The sequence below is a fragment of the Pantoea endophytica genome, assembly GCF_002858935.1.
Taxonomy (GTDB): Bacteria; Pseudomonadota; Gammaproteobacteria; order Enterobacterales; family Enterobacteriaceae; genus Pantoea; species Pantoea leporis.
Genome location: NZ_PJRT01000033.1, coordinates 166785 through 182857, shown reverse-complemented (window position 1 = coordinate 182857; position 16073 = coordinate 166785). Strand labels below are relative to the sequence as shown.

13 protein-coding genes are annotated in these 16073 nt (G+C 53.3%); 8 read left to right on the top strand and 5 right to left on the bottom strand.

Translation table 11 applies throughout. The features are described 5' to 3' along the window. Positions 1 to 105 precede the first annotated feature (105 nt). The 6 genes from yeaG (at position 106) to PZBJ_RS21555 (ending at position 8829) form a co-directional block, all read left to right on the top strand. Entirely contained in the window at positions 106 to 2040 is a 1935-nt protein-coding gene (gene yeaG / locus PZBJ_RS21580) for a protein kinase YeaG (protein WP_008110364.1), read from the top strand. A 91-nt stretch (positions 2041 to 2131) separates the two neighbouring features. Further along, positions 2132 to 3409, top strand: a complete 1278-nt coding sequence (locus PZBJ_RS21575) for a YeaH/YhbH family protein (protein WP_101764212.1) — start codon at positions 2132 to 2134, stop codon at positions 3407 to 3409. 230 nt (positions 3410 to 3639) lie between these two features. After that, positions 3640 to 5367, top strand: a complete 1728-nt coding sequence (locus PZBJ_RS21570) for a potassium/proton antiporter (protein WP_101764211.1) — start codon at positions 3640 to 3642, stop codon at positions 5365 to 5367. 77 nt (positions 5368 to 5444) lie between these two features. Further along, positions 5445 to 5678, top strand: a complete 234-nt coding sequence (locus PZBJ_RS21565; RefSeq protein ID WP_101764210.1) for a DUF1480 family protein — start codon at positions 5445 to 5447, stop codon at positions 5676 to 5678. A 377-nt stretch (positions 5679 to 6055) separates the two neighbouring features. Beyond that, positions 6056 to 7522, top strand: coding sequence for an undecaprenyl-phosphate galactose phosphotransferase WbaP (gene wbaP, locus PZBJ_RS21560; protein WP_101764209.1), 1467 nt, complete (start codon positions 6056 to 6058; stop codon positions 7520 to 7522). 113 nt (positions 7523 to 7635) lie between these two features. Beyond that, entirely contained in the window at positions 7636 to 8829 is a 1194-nt protein-coding gene (locus PZBJ_RS21555; RefSeq protein ID WP_101764208.1) for a multidrug effflux MFS transporter, read from the top strand. Here PZBJ_RS21555 and dadX read toward each other — a convergent pair. Next, positions 8822 to 9892, bottom strand: coding sequence for a catabolic alanine racemase DadX (gene dadX / locus PZBJ_RS21550; RefSeq protein WP_101764207.1), 1071 nt, complete (start codon positions 9890 to 9892; stop codon positions 8822 to 8824). The two genes, PZBJ_RS21555 and dadX, sit on opposite strands and share 8 nt — an antisense overlap. A 21-nt stretch (positions 9893 to 9913) precedes the next feature. Further along, entirely contained in the window at positions 9914 to 11215 is a 1302-nt protein-coding gene (locus PZBJ_RS21545) for a D-amino acid dehydrogenase (RefSeq protein WP_101764206.1), read from the bottom strand. 493 nt (positions 11216 to 11708) lie between these two features. On the opposite strand from PZBJ_RS21545, the gene PZBJ_RS21540 reads away from it, so the two are divergent. Next, entirely contained in the window at positions 11709 to 13244 is a 1536-nt protein-coding gene (locus PZBJ_RS21540; protein WP_101764205.1) for a SpoVR family protein, read from the top strand. A 38-nt stretch (positions 13245 to 13282) separates the two neighbouring features. On the opposite strand, the gene fadR is transcribed toward PZBJ_RS21540, so the two are convergent. Next, positions 13283 to 14002 (bottom strand): fatty acid metabolism transcriptional regulator FadR, encoded by a 720-nt coding sequence (gene fadR, locus PZBJ_RS21535; protein ID WP_101764204.1) that lies wholly within the window; start codon positions 14000 to 14002, stop codon positions 13283 to 13285. Between the two features lie 320 nt (positions 14003 to 14322). Here fadR and dsbB point away from each other — a divergent pair, with 320 nt between their 5' ends. After that, complete coding sequence (gene dsbB / locus PZBJ_RS21530) at positions 14323 to 14853, top strand: disulfide bond formation protein DsbB (protein ID WP_101764203.1); 531 nt, start codon at positions 14323 to 14325, stop codon at positions 14851 to 14853. 39 nt (positions 14854 to 14892) lie between these two features. On the opposite strand, the gene PZBJ_RS21525 is transcribed toward dsbB, so the two are convergent. Together PZBJ_RS21525 and PZBJ_RS21520 are read right to left on the bottom strand one after the other, a co-directional pair. After that, positions 14893 to 15339: a cysteine cluster protein YcgN gene (locus PZBJ_RS21525; protein ID WP_008110381.1), complete on the bottom strand. Its 447-nt coding sequence runs from the start codon at positions 15337 to 15339 to the stop codon at positions 14893 to 14895. 64 nt (positions 15340 to 15403) lie between these two features. Next, positions 15404 to 16063, bottom strand: a complete 660-nt coding sequence (locus PZBJ_RS21520) for a fumarylacetoacetate hydrolase family protein (protein ID WP_101764202.1) — start codon at positions 16061 to 16063, stop codon at positions 15404 to 15406. Between the last annotated feature and the right edge of the window lie 10 nt (positions 16064 to 16073).

Sequence of the window (16073 nt, the reverse complement as noted above, 5' to 3'; positions counted from 1 at the left end):
TGGCATAAGGGTTGCTGTACTCAATAAAGAATATCTTCCGGGAGCTGCTACAAACTTTTATTACGCTCCTTTACCTGTGCTAAAAACGAAAGGACGGGCATCGCTATGAATATATTCGATCACTATCGTCAGCGTTATGAAGCTGCCAAGGACGAAGAGTTCTCATTGCAGGAATTCCTCGCCATCTGTAAACAGGATCGCAGTGCATACGCCAACGCTGCCGAGCGACTATTAATGGCCATCGGTGAGCCGGTGATGGTTGACACTGCGCAAGAGCCTCGCCTTTCCCGAATCTTTTCCAACCGCGTCATGGGACGCTACCCGGCCTTCGAAGAGTTTTACGGTATGGAGGAAGCGATTGAGCAAATCGTCTCTTATCTGAAACACGCCGCGCAGGGTTTGGAAGAGAAGAAACAGATCCTTTACTTACTGGGCCCGGTGGGTGGCGGTAAATCCTCATTGGCCGAGCGCCTGAAAGCGCTGATGCAGCGTGTGCCGATCTATGTGCTGAGCGCCGACGGCGAGCGCAGCCCGGTAAACGATCATCCGCTCTGCCTGTTTAACCCGCAGGAAGACGCCAATATTCTGGAAAAAGAGTATGGCGTGCCACGGCGTTATCTGGGCACCATCATGTCGCCCTGGGCGGCGAAACGCCTGCATGAGTTTGGCGGCGATATCACCCGCTTCAAAGTGGTGAAAGTGTGGCCGTCAATTCTGGAGCAGGTAGCAATTGCCAAAACAGAGCCAGGCGATGAGAACAACCAGGATATCTCTGCGTTGGTTGGTAAAGTGGATATCCGCAAACTGGAAAATCACGCGCAAAACGATCCTGACGCATACGGCTATTCAGGTGCCCTTTGCCGCGCGAATCAGGGCGTGATGGAATTCGTTGAGATGTTTAAAGCACCGATTAAAGTGCTGCATCCGCTGCTGACCGCCACGCAGGAAGGTAACTACAACGGTACCGAAGGGATTTCTGCCCTGCCGTTCAACGGCATCATTCTGGCGCACTCCAACGAATCAGAATGGGTCACCTTCCGTAATAACAAAAACAATGAGGCGTTCCTTGACCGTGTTTACATTGTCAAAGTGCCTTATTGCCTACGCGTTTCCGAAGAGATCAAGATCTACAACAAACTGTTGGATCACAGTGAGTTGACCACTGCGCCATGCGCGCCGGGCACGCTGGAAACCCTGGCCCGCTTCTCGATTCTGTCGCGTTTGAAAGAGCCGGAAAACTCCAGCATCTACTCCAAAATGCGCGTCTATGATGGCGAAAGCCTGAAAGATACCGATCCAAAAGCCAAATCCTGGCAGGAGTATCACGATTACGCGGGCGTTGATGAGGGCATGAACGGTCTTTCAACCCGCTTCGCGTTTAAAATCCTGTCGCGCGTGTTCAACTTTGACCATGCTGAAGTGGCGGCCAACCCGGTGCATCTGTTCTACGTGCTGGAGCAGCAAATTGAGCGCGAGCAGTTCCCTCAGGATCAAGCCGAGAAGTATCTGGAGCACCTGAAAGGCTACCTGATTCCAAAATACGCCGAGTTTATCGGTAAAGAGATTCAGACCGCGTATCTGGAGTCCTACTCTGAATACGGTCAAAACATCTTTGATCGCTACGTCACCTACGCTGATTTCTGGATTCAGGATCAAGAGTACCGCGATCCTGACACCGGACAGCTGTTTGACCGCGAATCGCTGAACGCCGAGTTGGAAAAGATCGAGAAACCTGCCGGGATCAGTAACCCGAAAGATTTCCGTAACGAGATTGTCAACTTTGTGCTGCGTGCCCGTGCGCAGAATAGCGGACGCAATCCGAACTGGACAAGTTACGAAAAACTGCGCACGGTCATCGAGAAGAAAATGTTCTCGAACACCGAAGAGTTGCTGCCGGTGATTTCGTTCAATACCAAAACCTCAACGGACGAGCAGAAAAAACACGATGATTTTGTCGATCGCATGATGGAAAAAGGCTATACCCGCAAGCAAGTACGCCTGCTGTGCGAATGGTATCTGCGCGTGCGTAAATCTTCATAATCGTTATCTGTAAGCGTCGCGGCGCTTCGGTGCTGCAACAGGAGGCCGGGTTTTCCCGGCCTAAGCTTGCAATGCAGTTTGGGGGATTTTTATGGCCTATTTTATCGATCGGCGTCTCAACGGTAAAAACAAAAGCGCCGTCAATCGGCAGCGCTTTCTGCGCCGTTATAAGTCGCAAATCAAGCAATCGATCTCCGAGGCCATCAACAAGCGTTCGGTGACCGATGTCGAGAGCGGCGAATCGGTCTCGATTCCAATTGACGATATTAATGAACCGAGCTTCCATCAGGGCCGCGGCGGCAGTCGCCATCGCGTGCATCCTGGGAATGACCATTTCGTGCAAAACGATCGCATTGAACGTCCGCAAGGTGGCGGCGGCAGCGGCGGTAGCGGCCAGGGCAACGCCAGTCAGGATGGTGAAGGCCAGGACGAATTCAGCTTCCAGATATCTAAAGATGAATATCTCGATCTTCTGTTCGAAGATTTGGCGTTGCCGAACCTGCGCAAGAATCAGCATCGGCAGTTAAACGAGTACAAAACCCATCGCGCGGGCTACACCTCAAACGGTACGCCGGCTAACATCAGCGTGGTGCGCTCGCTGCAGAACTCGCTAGCACGTCGTACGGCGATGACGGCGGGTAAACGCCGCATGTTAAACGAACTGGAAGCTACGCTAGCCGAAGTGGAAACCAGCGAACCGGCGCAGTTACTGGAAGAGGAGCGTTTACGTAAAGAGATCGCTGAGTTGCGCGCGCGCATCGACCGCGTGCCGTTTATCGATACCTTTGACCTGCGCTACAAAAACTTCGAGAAGCGACCAGAACCTTCCAGCCAGGCCGTGATGTTCTGCCTGATGGACGTGTCAGGTTCGATGGATCAAGCCACCAAAGATATGGCGAAGCGTTTCTACATTCTGCTGTATCTGTTCCTGAGCCGTACCTATAAGAACGTCGACGTGGTGTACATTCGCCATCACACTCAGGCGAAAGAGGTCGACGAACAGGAGTTCTTCTACTCGCAGGAAACGGGCGGCACCATTGTTTCCAGTGCACTGAAGTTGATGGATGAGGTGGTTAAAGAGCGTTATGACCCGTCACAGTGGAACATCTATGCGGCGCAAGCGTCGGATGGTGATAACTGGGCCGATGATTCACCGCTCTGCCACGAGATCTTAGCCAAACATATTCTGCCGGTTGTGCGTTATTACAGCTACATCGAGATTACGCGTCGCGCGCACCAGACCTTGTGGCGCGAGTATGAACATCTGCAGGCGATGTTTGATAACTTCGCAATCCAACATATTCGCGAGCCAGAAGACATCTATCCGGTATTTAGAGAACTTTTCCACAAACAGGCTGCAGAAGCCTGAGTCCATAAGCCGGTCACTGACCGGCTTTTTCTTTGCAGCAGCCCCACTCACTTCGCGCCATTTCCTGTTGTTTTTTCATACAAATTTAGCTGTGTATGGGATGCGGCCCCACAGAATGAAAAAATGTGCAATTAAGCGCTGACAAGCTATTGATAAGGCATTATCTTTCCACCTTGTCTGTGTGAATCGCCCGCAGTTTGTCTTTTTTGCCCCACCGCAGGAGAACGCCGTTGAATACCAGCATGATTTACAGTTTGTTCATTATTGGGTCCGTGCTGGTAGCAGCAAGTATTTTGCTCAGTTCCTTTTCATCACGCCTTGGCATTCCGATTCTGGTGATCTTCCTCGCTCTCGGCATGTTGGCCGGGATTGATGGTATCGGTGGCATCGCCTTTGACAACTATCCCGTCGCCTATCTGGTCTCCAACCTCGCTTTAGCCATCATCTTGCTTGATGGCGGGATGCGCACCAAAGCGTCTTCGCTAAAGGTGGCGCTCGGCCCGGCATTATCGCTGGCGACGGTTGGCGTGATGATCACCGCAGGGTTAACCGGCGTTGCCGCTGCCTGGCTGTTTAAGCTCGATCTGATGCAGGGCTTTCTGATTGGCGCGATTATCGGTTCTACCGATGCCGCCGCCGTATTTTCGCTGCTGGGTGATAAAGGCCTCAATGAACGTGTCAGCTCCACGCTGGAGATTGAATCCGGCAGCAACGATCCGATGGCGGTGTTTCTCACCATCACGCTGATCGACATGATTCAGCAAGGCCAGTCCGGCCTGAGCTGGATGTTTGTGGTGCATCTGGTGCAGCAGTTTGGTCTTGGCATCGTATTGGGCCTGGGCGGCGGCTGGGCGCTGCAGCAGTTGATTAACCGTATCAATCTGGCGCAGGGTTTATATCCGCTGCTGGCGGTGAGTGGCGGCATCATCGTGTTTGCGCTCACCACCGTGATGGAAGGCAGCGGCATTCTGGCGGTTTATCTTTGCGGCTTCCTGCTGGGCAACAGCCCGATTCGCAACCGCCACGGTATTTTGCAAACTTTTGATGGTATGGCATGGCTGAGCCAAATCGGCATGTTCATTGTGCTGGGCTTGCTGGTGACACCCTCCGATTTGTGGCACATCGCGGTGCCGGCGATGATTCTGTCGCTGTGGTTGATTCTGGTAGCGCGCCCGCTGTCGATTCTGGTTGGTCTGTTACCGTTCAAAGGCTTCACCGGACGCGAACGTATCTTCATCAGTTGGGTGGGCTTACGTGGCGCAGTGCCAATCATCCTCGCCGTATTTCCGATGATGGCCGGGCTGGAGAACGCCAAGCTCTACTTCAACATCGCTTTCTTTGTAGTGTTGGTGTCGTTGATGCTGCAAGGTACCTCGCTGGGCTATGCCGCCAAACGCGCCAAAGTGGTGGTGCCACCAACCGCCTCGCCGATTAGCCGGGTTGGGCTGGATATCCATCCGGAGAATCCGTGGGAACAATTTATTTACCAGCTGAGCGCCGACAAATGGTGCGTCGGCGCAGCGCTGCGTGATTTGCAGATGCCGCGCGAAACCCGCATCGCCGCCCTGTTCCGTGATAACGCGTTAATGCATCCCAACGGCAATACGCGCCTGAAAGAAGGCGATGTGCTGTGTGTGATTGGCCGTGAGCGCGATCTTCCCGCACTGGGTAAAATGTTCAGCCAATCGCCGCCGGTATCGCTGGATCAACGCTTCTTCGGCGACTTTATTCTGGATGCCGAAGCGCGCCTGCGCGACGTGGCGCAAATTTACGGCCTGGAGTTAGATGAACAGACCAACGATCAGCAGTCGCTAGGACAGCTGGTAATGAGTTTGCTCGGCAGCACGCCAGTGGTTGGCGATCAGGTGGAATGGAAGCAGTTAACCTGGACGGTAGCAGAGAAAGAAGATAACCAGATTGTGAAGGTCGGCGTGCGCGTCAGCGAAGACAAGGATTAATCCGAGGCTTTATCGCTCGTAAACTGCGTGTGAACGACTATGCTCACTATTCAACCCAGCAAATACGGGAGAATGTAATGGGACGCGTGGTGAAGATTGGTCAATATGAAATCGTTGATGCAGAGTTCAATAGTGACAATGGCGACACTGTCAGTATTCCCTGCCATACCAATCCCGGCCTGAGTGACCAACTCGACGGCTGGGATGTGGATACCAGTGTACCGGCATGGATTGATGAAGAGGCTGTCGATCTGCAAATCGGACACTATGACAAGCAGCAGGACCTGTGGGTATTAAAAAAACCCACCTGATTGGCTGGCGCCGCCATTGATGTGAATGGCGGTCATTCCGAAAAGCTGTCTTAAAATGAAGTGTAATATTCGCGATTAATTAACTTTTAACCATACATTTCAATTAAATAGCCAATTATTTCTTTAGTCATTTATTTCCTTTTCAGACTATTTCCATATTAACTCTGTCAAATAACTCCTGCATACTCTTAAACGTTGCTGCAGCTTTTCGTGACGTGCATCACGTCTCAAACGGTCCTTTCCTTGCAGCGCTTATGGCAGCACTGACTTATATCTCGCTGAAAGAATTATTCTTTCCATTTTTCAGCGGACCACTCCTGAGCGCGTACTTGATTCTGGTCAGGCCATCTTTTACTTAAGAAAAGAGAGCAGGTTTTATGGCAAGTACTTTGATAATGAATGATGCAACCCGCTCGTGGAGCGGACTACGCAAAAACCTCATCGCAAAAGTCGCACTTAGTTTCTCGGATTTAATTGCATTAAATCTGGCATTGTTTTTATCTGCCGCCACCGTTCAAGGTATTTGGGGCGAACTGGATACCTTTATTCCGCCCCAGCAGATTGAATACCGGTTTATTGCCCAATTTAGCCTTTCTATTCTTTGCACCGCCTGGTTCTGGGTGCGTATGCGTCACTACACTTATCGCAAGCCGTTTTGGTTTGAACTGAAAGAAGTGTTTAAAACCCTGTTCGTCTTCTCTCTGCTTGATCTGGCGTTGATTGCCTTTTCAAAATGGGACTTCTCGCGCATGGTTTGGGTATTTAGCTGGACTTACGCTCTGCTGTTGCTGCCGCTGATGCGTGCCGTGGTAAAACGCGCCATCAACCGCGCAGGTCAGTGGCAGAAGGAAACCATCATCATTGGTTCCGGTAAAAATGCCATGGAAGCTTATGCGGCGCTGCAGAGCGAGGAGATCCTCGGTTATAACGTGCAGGCGTTTATCTCGCTGGATGATGACCAACAGCATGAGAAGGTTAATGGCGTTCCGGTGATCACCTGGAAAGACATCAACTGGCAAACCATGGACCGTGACAACACGCAATTTATCGTCGCCACCGAATTTGAGCAGCAAGTGGTGCGCGATAAATGGCTGAAGTTCCTGTCCAAAATGAAGTGCCGTTCAATCTCCGTGATCCCAACGCTGCGCGGCGTGCCGCTGTATGGCACCGATATGTCATTCATCTTCAGCCATGAAGTGATGATTTTGCGCGTCAGCAACAACCTGGCGAAACGCTCTTCGCGCTTCCTGAAACGCACCTTCGATATCGTGGTGGCATCCATGCTGCTGCTGTTCCTCGGACCGGTATTTGGACTGCTGTGTGCGATGGTGAAACGTGACGGCGGCAATGCGATTTATGGTCATGAACGCGTTGGGCAAGATGGCGTGAAGTTTAAGTGCCTGAAGTTCCGCTCAATGGTGACCAACTCGCAGGAAGTGCTGCAAAACCTGCTGGCGACCAGCGAGGAAGCGCGTGCCGAATGGGACCGTGATTTCAAACTGAAAAACGATCCGCGTGTGACCAAAATTGGTAACTTCCTGCGCAAAACCAGCCTTGATGAGCTGCCACAACTGTGGAACGTGATTCGTGGCGAAATGAGTCTGGTCGGTCCGCGTCCGGTGATTGAAGCAGAACTGGAGCGTTATGCCGGTGATGTGGATTACTACCTGATGGCGAAACCGGGCATGACCGGCTTGTGGCAGGTCAGCGGACGTAACGACATTGACTACGATACGCGCGTCTACTTCGATTCCTGGTACGTGAAAAACTGGGCGTTATGGACTGACATTGCGATTCTGTTCAAAACCGCTGGCGTAGTGGTTCGTCGCGACGGCGCTTACTAATACCCTCGAGGCGATGTCTGTGCACTTCGGCAGGCATCGCTTTTATTATCCCTTTCTTTTTCCCCTAAGAGTCATTACCCTTCCGGATTGTTTAACAGGTCGTCCGGTTCGTAATGCAAAAATTCACCTTAATACTTCTTAGCCTGGTGCTGCTGGCGCCGCTTGGCATTGATCTTTACCTCCCGACATTGCCGCAAATCGCCGAAGGTCTTAACAGCCCGGTGAGCCTCATCCAAATCACGATTCCTCTGTTTTTATTGGTGATGGGCATTGGCCAATTGATTACCGGTCCGCTGGTGGATAATTTTGGTCGTAAGCCGCTCGCGTTAATCGGCCTCGCGCTCTACATCATTGGCAGCGCGATTGCCGCTACGAGCACGCTGTGGCCGGTGTTCTTCCTCGCCCGCATCATTCAGGGTTGCGCGGTGTGCTGCACGGCGGTGGTGGCCTTCAGCGGCGTGCGTGACCGTCTTAGTGGCGAGGATGCCGCACGCGCTTACGGCTTTCTCAATGGTGCGCTGAATATCGTTCCCGCGCTGGCGCCACTGCTGGGTGGGATCCTCGCCGAAGCCTACGGCTGGCGGATGCCGTTCTGGTTCCTGTGCGGCTATGCGGTGGTGATCGGCTTGATCGTCCTGCTGTGGCTGCCCGAAACGCGCCCGGCGGACACCTTACGCGTTAAAGGTTTACCGCTGGCGCAGTATGCTGCCATCGCCCGTGAACCGCGCTTTCTCGCCTTTGCCTTTGCCAATGCCGGCGCGCTGGGCATGGTGCTGACCTATGTGTCTCTGGCGCCACACGTGCTGATGACCGAAGGCGGCCTGACGCCGTTGCAATTCTCTTTCGCCTTTGGCGCCAACGGATTTTGGATCATGCTGGTTAGCGCGTTCGTAAACAAAACCATTCGCAAAGCGGGACGCCCGTTCTGCCTGGCGATGGGTTTCGCCACCATGTTGATCGGCGCAATTCTTCTGATGATGGGCACCACGCTGTTACCGGCGGCGTGGCAAAACCATTGGGCGCTGTACATGATTCCCGTGGCGGTTTCCGTTGCTGGCCTGGCGTTCACGGTCGGTCCCGCCACCAGCTACGCGCTGGAGCCGTATCAGCAGCAAGCGGGCGTGGCCTCAGCACTGCAGGGATTTATTCAGATGGCGTGTGGTGCGGGCGGCAGCATGGCAATCGTAGCATTGCCCGTTGCTGAGAAGTCGTCACTGGCATTGATGATGCTGCTGGGTGCAGCGCTGGCACTGACCGCCTGGCGCTGCAGTAAGAAAATGCACGGTCGCGTGACCGCGCTTAAATAACTTCAACCGGAACGCGTGGCGCGAGCGCACACATCAGCTCGTAGCCCACCGTTCCGGCGGCTTTTGCCACCTCATCGATCTTCACCTGATTGCCCCACAGCTCCACCTTTGAACCGATGCCGGCCTGCGGGTAAGGTTCTAAATCGATCATCATCATGTCCATGGAGATGGCGCCCAGCGTTTGCGTGCGTATGCCATCCACGCTGACTGGCGTGCCGGTGGGCGCATGACGCGGATAACCGTCGGCGTAGCCACAGGCGACGATGCCGATACGCTGGGTGCCGCTAGCGTGATAGCGATAACCGTAACCCACGCCGTCACCGGCATTCAGCTGCTGCACGCCAATGATTTCGCTGGTGAGCGTCATCACCGGCTGCAATCCGGTGCTGGCGATATCCTGCCAGTCGCCGCTCGGTGACGCGCCATAGAGAATAATGCCGGGACGCACCCAGTCAAAATGCGCTTCAGGATGCCACAGCGTAGCCGCAGAGTTAGACAGGGAACGCGGACAATCGAGCCCTTCCGCCGCCAGTTCGACGCGCTTCATTGGCTCAACGACTCCTTGCGGATTCTCCGCATCAGCGAAGTGCGCCATCAACGTCATTGCACCGACGTTCGGCAGAGCGCGCAGTTTTTGCCACGCCGCATGAGCCTGCTCAGGACGGAAACCAAGCCGGTTCATGCCGCTGTTGATTTTGAGGTACACATCGACCGGTGCCGACAGCTGCGCTTTTGCCAGCGCCTGAATCTGCCAGTTGCTGTGCACGCTGGTGGTGAGGCGGTAACGATCGATTAGCGCTAAATCCTCGGCATGAAAGAAACCTTCCAGCAGCAGGATCGGTTTTTTCCAGCCCTGCTCACGCAGCAGGATCGCCTCTTCCATATTCAGCAGCGCGAAACCATCGGTTTCTGCCAGGCTTTGCCACACGCGAGCCACACCGTGACCATACGCATTGGCTTTTACCACCGACCAGACGCGTGATTGCGGGGCCGCCCGGCGAACAACGGCCAGATTATGACGCAGTGCCTGTTGATTGATGGTGGCACCGGTTGGACGTGACATGCTTTTACTCTCCCTGAGGTCTCAGCGCGCCGCGCTGGCGTTACGCAGTGGCGAAGAATGTGGCTCAAAACCTGGCAGGTAGCGCAGCACTGACAAATCATCTGCGGCAATCGCCGGTTTCTGACCGGAAATTAAATCAGCCAGAAGCTGACCGGAACCACAAGCCATCGTCCATCCCAGCGTACCGTGACCGGTATTGAGATAGAGATTGGAGAGCGGCGTGCGCCCGACAATCGGCGTACCGTCTGGCGTCATTGGACGCAGTCCGGTCCAGAACGTGGCCTGTTCGACAAATCCGCCTTCAGGATAGAGATCGCGGACCACCATCTCCAGCGTTTCACGTCGTGCTGGCAACAGTTTGGTGTTAAAACCAACAATTTCTGCCATACCGCCCACGCGAATGCGATCGTCAAAGCGCGTCACCGCCACTTTGTAAGTTTCATCGAGGATGGTGGAAACCGGTGCGGCGTCGGCATTCTTGATTGGAATCGTCAGCGAATAGCCTTTCAACGGGTAAACCGGGATGGCGAGAATGTCTTTCAGCAGCGCGGTTGAATAGGAACCGAATGCCACCACGTAAGCATCGGCTTTGATCACTTCATCGCCACACTTCACGCCATAAATGCGATTGCCCTCACGCAACAATTGATCAACCGAGGTGTTGTAGCGGAAGGTTACGCCCGCCGCCGCTGCCATCGCAGCCAGACGTTGGGTGAACAGTTGGCAGTCGCCGGTTTCGTCGTTAGGGAGACGCAAACCGCCGGTGAGTTTATGCGCCGTGGCCGCCAGCGCAGGTTCGACATTTTTGAGCTGATGCGCTTCCAGCAACTCATAGGGCACGCCCGCATCGCGCAGCACGGCGATATCTTTGCTGGCACTTTCGAACTGTTGCTGAGTGCGGAACAGCTGCAGCGTGCCGCCCTGCCGACCTTCATAGGCAATGCCGGTGCTGGCGCGCAGCGTTTTCAGGCAGTCGCGGCTGTACTCCGCAATGCGCACCATGCGGCTCTTATTCTCTTGATAGTGCTGCATGTCGCAGTTTCGCAGCATATTCCACATCCATTCCAGCTGGAATTTGCTGCCATCAAGACGTACCGCCAGCGGCGCGTGACGCTGGAACATCCATTTGACCGCTTTCAGCGGAACGCCCGGCGCCGCCCAGGGCGCAGCATAGCCCGGTGAAATCTGTCCCGCATTACCGGCGCTGGTTTCCAGCGCGGCGGCAGGTTGACGATCGATAACCGTGACCTCATGTCCGGCCTGCGCCAGATACCATGCGCTCGCTACCCCAACCACACCACTACCAAGAATCACTACGCGCATAAGCCCCTCGTCGCAGCAAAAGAATAATTAACTATTAACCCAGCCCAACACAGCATAACCCGACCGCTATTGAAATCTTACATTCGACCGACTTATTTCACATGTTTTTTACCTGACTGCACACTGAAATCATGCAACAGCGGCAAAATCAGGATTTTTTATGCCTTAAATCCCTTAATCAGCAATTTATTATGCGGAGGGCAGCGGTTTTGACTTTTTTCAGGAGAAAGCGCCGCAGTCATACAATCCACTTATAAACAGAGCATTATTCTGCTAAATGAATAATAGCCAACATTTGCCATCAGTATTGGCTTAACTAACGCTTTTTGAATGATTTTCTGCCAAAAGAATTCGATTGAGATTCAGTTTCGGATAGGCGACAGTGGACTATCATTGAAGTGTTCGCTCAGTTTTTTGGGCCATCTTTACTCAGGATGAGGCCTTAAACGATCGTGACAGGTAACTCCTGCCGCTTGCAAAACAGAGGTGCGCTATGACGACAATCTTTGACGAGCCAACCCGCAACAGTAAACGACTCAGTGATGGTCCCGACTGGACCTTCGAACTGCTGGATGATTATCTGGCGGAAATTGACCGCGTAGCCAAAAGTTACGGACTGGAAACCTATCCGCACCAAATTGAAGTGATCACCTCCGAGCAGATGATGGATGCCTACTCCAGCGTGGGTATGCCGATCAACTATGCGCACTGGTCGTTCGGCAAGAAATTCATCGAAACGGAACAGCGCTACAAGCATGGTCAGCAAGGCCTGGCGTATGAGATCGTCATCAACTCCAATCCGTGTATCGCCTATTTGATGGAAGAGAACACCATGACCATGCAGGCGCTGGTAATGGCGCACGCCTGTTACGGTCACAACTCTTTCTTTAAAAATAACTATCTGTTCCGCAGCTGGACCGATGCCAGTTCGATTGTGGATTACCTGCTGTTTGCGCGAAATTACATTACCGACTGCGAAGAGCGCTATGGCGTGGAGGAAGTTGAGCGGCTGCTCGATTCCTGCCATGCGTTGATGAACTACGGTGTGGATCGCTATAAGCGTCCGCAGAAAATTTCGCTGCAGGAAGAGAAGGCGCGCCAGCAGAGCCGCGAAGAGTATTTGCAGAGTCAGGTGAATACGCTGTGGCGCACCCTGCCGCGTAAAGAGAAAGAGTCGGTGCACGTTGAGGCATCGCGCTACCCTTCTGAACCGCAGGAAAACCTGCTCTATTTTATGGAAAAAAATGCGCCGCTGCTGGAATCCTGGCAACGTGAAGTGCTGCGCATTGTTCGCAAAGTTAGCCAGTATTTTTATCCGCAGAAACAGACGCAGGTGATGAACGAAGGCTGGGCCACTTTCTGGCACTACACCATCCTTAATCATCTGTATGACGAAGGCAAAGTGTCGGAACGCTTTATGATGGAGTTCCTGCACAGCCATACCAACGTGGTGTATCAGCCACCGTATAACAGCCAGTGGTATAACGGCATCAACCCGTATGCGCTGGGCTTCGCGATGTTCCAGGACATTAAACGCATCTGTCAGACACCGACCGAAGAAGATCGCTACTGGTTCCCGGACATTGCCGGTTCCGACTGGCTGAAAACCCTGCATTTCGCCATGCGTGAATTCAAGGACGAAAGCTTTATCAGCCAATTCTTGTCACCAAAAGTGATGCGTGATTTCCGCTTGTTCACGGTGATGGATGATGACCGCAACAATTTCCTCGAAATTGCGGCGATCCATGATGAAGCGGGTTACCGCGCCATTCGTCAGCAGCTGTCGGCGCAGTACAATCTGAGCAATCTGGAACCTAACATTCAGGTCTACAACGTGGATTTGCGTGGCGATCGCTCACTGACGCTGCGTTATGTGCCGCAACAGCGTGCGCCGCTCGATAAGAGCCGCAAAGAAGTGTTGAAGCATGTCCACCGTTTATGGGGCTTTGATGTGATTCTGGAACAGCAGAATGAAGACGGCAGCGTCGAGTTGCTGGATCGTTCGCCCACGCGCGGCCCAACGTTATAAGGCAAAAAAAACCGGACTGTCGAAGTCCGGTTTTTCATTTATCGCTTGCTGGCTAAATCGTCCGGCATGCTTTTCTGCATCTTGTGCCAAATCTCACCGCTGCGGCGTCCGTATTCACGCACGCTATCGACAATCTGCTCCTGCGAAGGATTGGCCACGCACAGGTCAGCCAGCTGGCGATAGAAGTTACGCGCCAGTTCACGCGCTTCCAGACTGGAGAAGTAGTGACGACCCACGCGGGTATACAACCCTTTCAGGCCATTTAAAATCAGACCATAAATCGGGTTACCTGATGCAAACGCCAGGCCGCGGAACACGCGATAATCCAGCTCGGTATAGGCTTCGGCTTTGTCTTCCTCGATCAGCGCATTTTCCAGCACTTCGCGCGCTTTATCTGGATGATGACGCAGCGCACGGCTGATAAAAATCGAGGAGATGTTAGTCCGCACCGACAGCAGATTATCAATCAACTGTGGGACACTATCGTGATCGAGTCGGGCCAGGGTTTCGAGGATGTTTAAACCGGAGGTTTCCCAAAAATCGTTAACGCGCGTCGGTTTACCATGTTGAATGGTCAACCAGCCATCGCGCGCCAGACGCTGCAATACTTCACGCAACGTGGTGCGGGTCACGCCAATCAGTTCAGAAAGCTCACGTTCGGCAGGTAGAATGGATCCCGGCGGAAAACGACTGTTCCAGATGCTTTCAATAATATACTCTTCCGCAAATCCCGCGGGGCTCTGCGCCTTAATCACCATAGCATTTATTTCTCGTTGCTTTCTTTATCGTAATGCGACTCATCATACCAGAGCGGCTATAGCGGAAATAGCCTGCCAACCGATTAAAAGCGCGCGCTGGCGCAAAATTCAGCCGTGGATTCAGATGAAACAACGCAGGCAAGCACACGATTGCGCTGCGCCCGTGGCTTGCACTTATCGGATGAAGCGCATGGCCGGATCTTTTTTGGCCTCAACGCGACTTAAGTCATTTTTGTACATGATTTTTTCCCTTTACCTGGCTGGCACGGCTGCGCTTTTGGTTTACACTGCGAAACAATAACGGTTACAGGAAAAGCAATATGTTGCGATATTTGAATCAATGCTCGCGTGGACGCGGTGCCTGGCTTCTGCTGGCCCTGACGGCGCTAGCGTTTGAATTGACGGCGTTGTATTTTCAGCACGTCATGGGGCTGCAACCCTGCGTAATGTGTATTTATGAGCGTTGCGCGCTGTTTGGCGTGATGGGCGCGGGCATCGTGGGTGCGATTGCACCGAAAACCCCGCTGCGCTGGGCGGCGATCCTCATCTGGATTTATAGCGCGATTGAAGGCACTCGTCTCTCTTACGATCACACCATGATTCAGCTGCATCCCAATCCGTTTGTCACCTGCGACTTTGCCGCACGTTTCCCAGCCTGGTTGCCACTGGATAAATGGTTGCCCTCGGTGTTTGTGGCCAGCGGTGACTGCGCCGAGCGCGGCTGGACTTTCCTGACCTGGAGCATGCCGCAGTGGATGATCGTGATTTTCGGCGCTTATCTGCTGGTGGCGCTGCTGGTGTTGATTGCACAACCGTTCAAACCGAAACGCCGCGATCTGTTCGGACGTTAAACACAAAAAAACAGGCAGCCTTGGCTGCCTGTTTTATCTTTAACCGTTGCGATCCGGTCGATCGATTATATGCTCTTCCCAATCCCGCACTTCACTCTCACGCACCGCAATAAAACGCACTGAAATGCGCTGCGCATGCATCGCCTTTTTAGAACCGGCGATCAGCGGATGCCAGGCCGGCAAGGTTTTGCCTTCCCCTAACACGCGATAGGCGCAGGTACGCGGCAGCCATTCAAAACTGGTGAGGTTTTCACGCGTCAACTTGATGCAATTCTCTTCTAACTCAAAACGATGCTCGTAGTTACGGCATTGGCAGGTTTTGATATTCAGCTGATTGCAAGCCACATTAGTGAAGTAGATTTCGTCGGTATCCGCATCCTGCAACTTATTCAAGCAACATTGGCCGCAGCCGTCGCACAGGGATTCCCACTCTGCGTCGTTCATTTGGTCAAGGCGTTTAGTCTGCCAGAAAGGTTGTTCAGTCATGATGGCGGTCCGGGTTAGCTAAGAGACCGCACCTTATAAAGGTTCAGGTGCGGTGATGCAAGTTTTACAGAACGCGCGTCGAAATACCGTGACCCGCCAGCGATACTTCCAGCTTGTCGCCAGAACGCATCGGGCCAACGCCTTCAGGCGTACCGGTCAGCACCACATCGCCCGCACGCAGGGTGAAATACTGGCTCATGTAGGCAATTAACGGCAGAATTTTGTGAATCATATCGGCGGTCGTCCCGTGCTGACGCACTTCGCCGTTAACCATGAGCTTCAGTTCGGTGTTCTGGGGATCGCCGCTGAACTCAGCAACCGGAATAAAACCTGACAGCGGACACGAATTATCGAAACCTTTGGACTTTTCCCACGGTTGGCCCGCTTTCTTCAACCCGGCCTGCACGTCACGTAAGGTCAAATCCAGCGCGACGCCATAACCGGCAATCGCCTTCGCCACATGCTCTTCGCTCGCCTGCTTCAGCGTCGAGCCAATCAGCACAGCCAGCTCCACCTCATGATGCACTTCACCAAAATTTGCCGGGATTGACAGCGGCTGGCGCAGATCACATACCGCGGTTTCCGGTTTGATAAACACTACCGGTTCGGTTGGCGTGGCACTTCCCATTTCCTTTATGTGCTTCGCATAGTTGCTGCCGACGCAAACCACTTTGCTGACCGGATAATCCAACAGAGCGCCCTGCCAGTTACGATGCTGATACATGCTATTCCCC

Coding starts and splice junctions, on each gene's coding strand:
- wbaP (WP_101764209.1), top strand. CDS start 6,056: ATGGCAAGTACTTTGATAATGAATGATGCAACCCGCTCGTGGAGCGGA.
- PZBJ_RS21565 (WP_101764210.1), top strand. CDS start 5,445: ATGGGACGCGTGGTGAAGATTGGTCAATATGAAATCGTTGATGCAGAG.
- PZBJ_RS21540 (WP_101764205.1), top strand. CDS start 11,709: ATGACGACAATCTTTGACGAGCCAACCCGCAACAGTAAACGACTCAGT.
- dadX (WP_101764207.1), bottom strand. CDS start 9,892: ATGTCACGTCCAACCGGTGCCACCATCAATCAACAGGCACTGCGTCAT.
- yeaG (WP_008110364.1), top strand. CDS start 106: ATGAATATATTCGATCACTATCGTCAGCGTTATGAAGCTGCCAAGGAC.
- PZBJ_RS21525 (WP_008110381.1), bottom strand. CDS start 15,339: ATGACTGAACAACCTTTCTGGCAGACTAAACGCCTTGACCAAATGAAC.
- PZBJ_RS21575 (WP_101764212.1), top strand. CDS start 2,132: ATGGCCTATTTTATCGATCGGCGTCTCAACGGTAAAAACAAAAGCGCC.
- fadR (WP_101764204.1), bottom strand. CDS start 14,002: ATGGTGATTAAGGCGCAGAGCCCCGCGGGATTTGCGGAAGAGTATATT.
- PZBJ_RS21555 (WP_101764208.1), top strand. CDS start 7,636: ATGCAAAAATTCACCTTAATACTTCTTAGCCTGGTGCTGCTGGCGCCG.
- PZBJ_RS21545 (WP_101764206.1), bottom strand. CDS start 11,215: ATGCGCGTAGTGATTCTTGGTAGTGGTGTGGTTGGGGTAGCGAGCGCA.
- dsbB (WP_101764203.1), top strand. CDS start 14,323: ATGTTGCGATATTTGAATCAATGCTCGCGTGGACGCGGTGCCTGGCTT.
- PZBJ_RS21520 (WP_101764202.1), bottom strand. CDS start 16,063: ATGTATCAGCATCGTAACTGGCAGGGCGCTCTGTTGGATTATCCGGTC.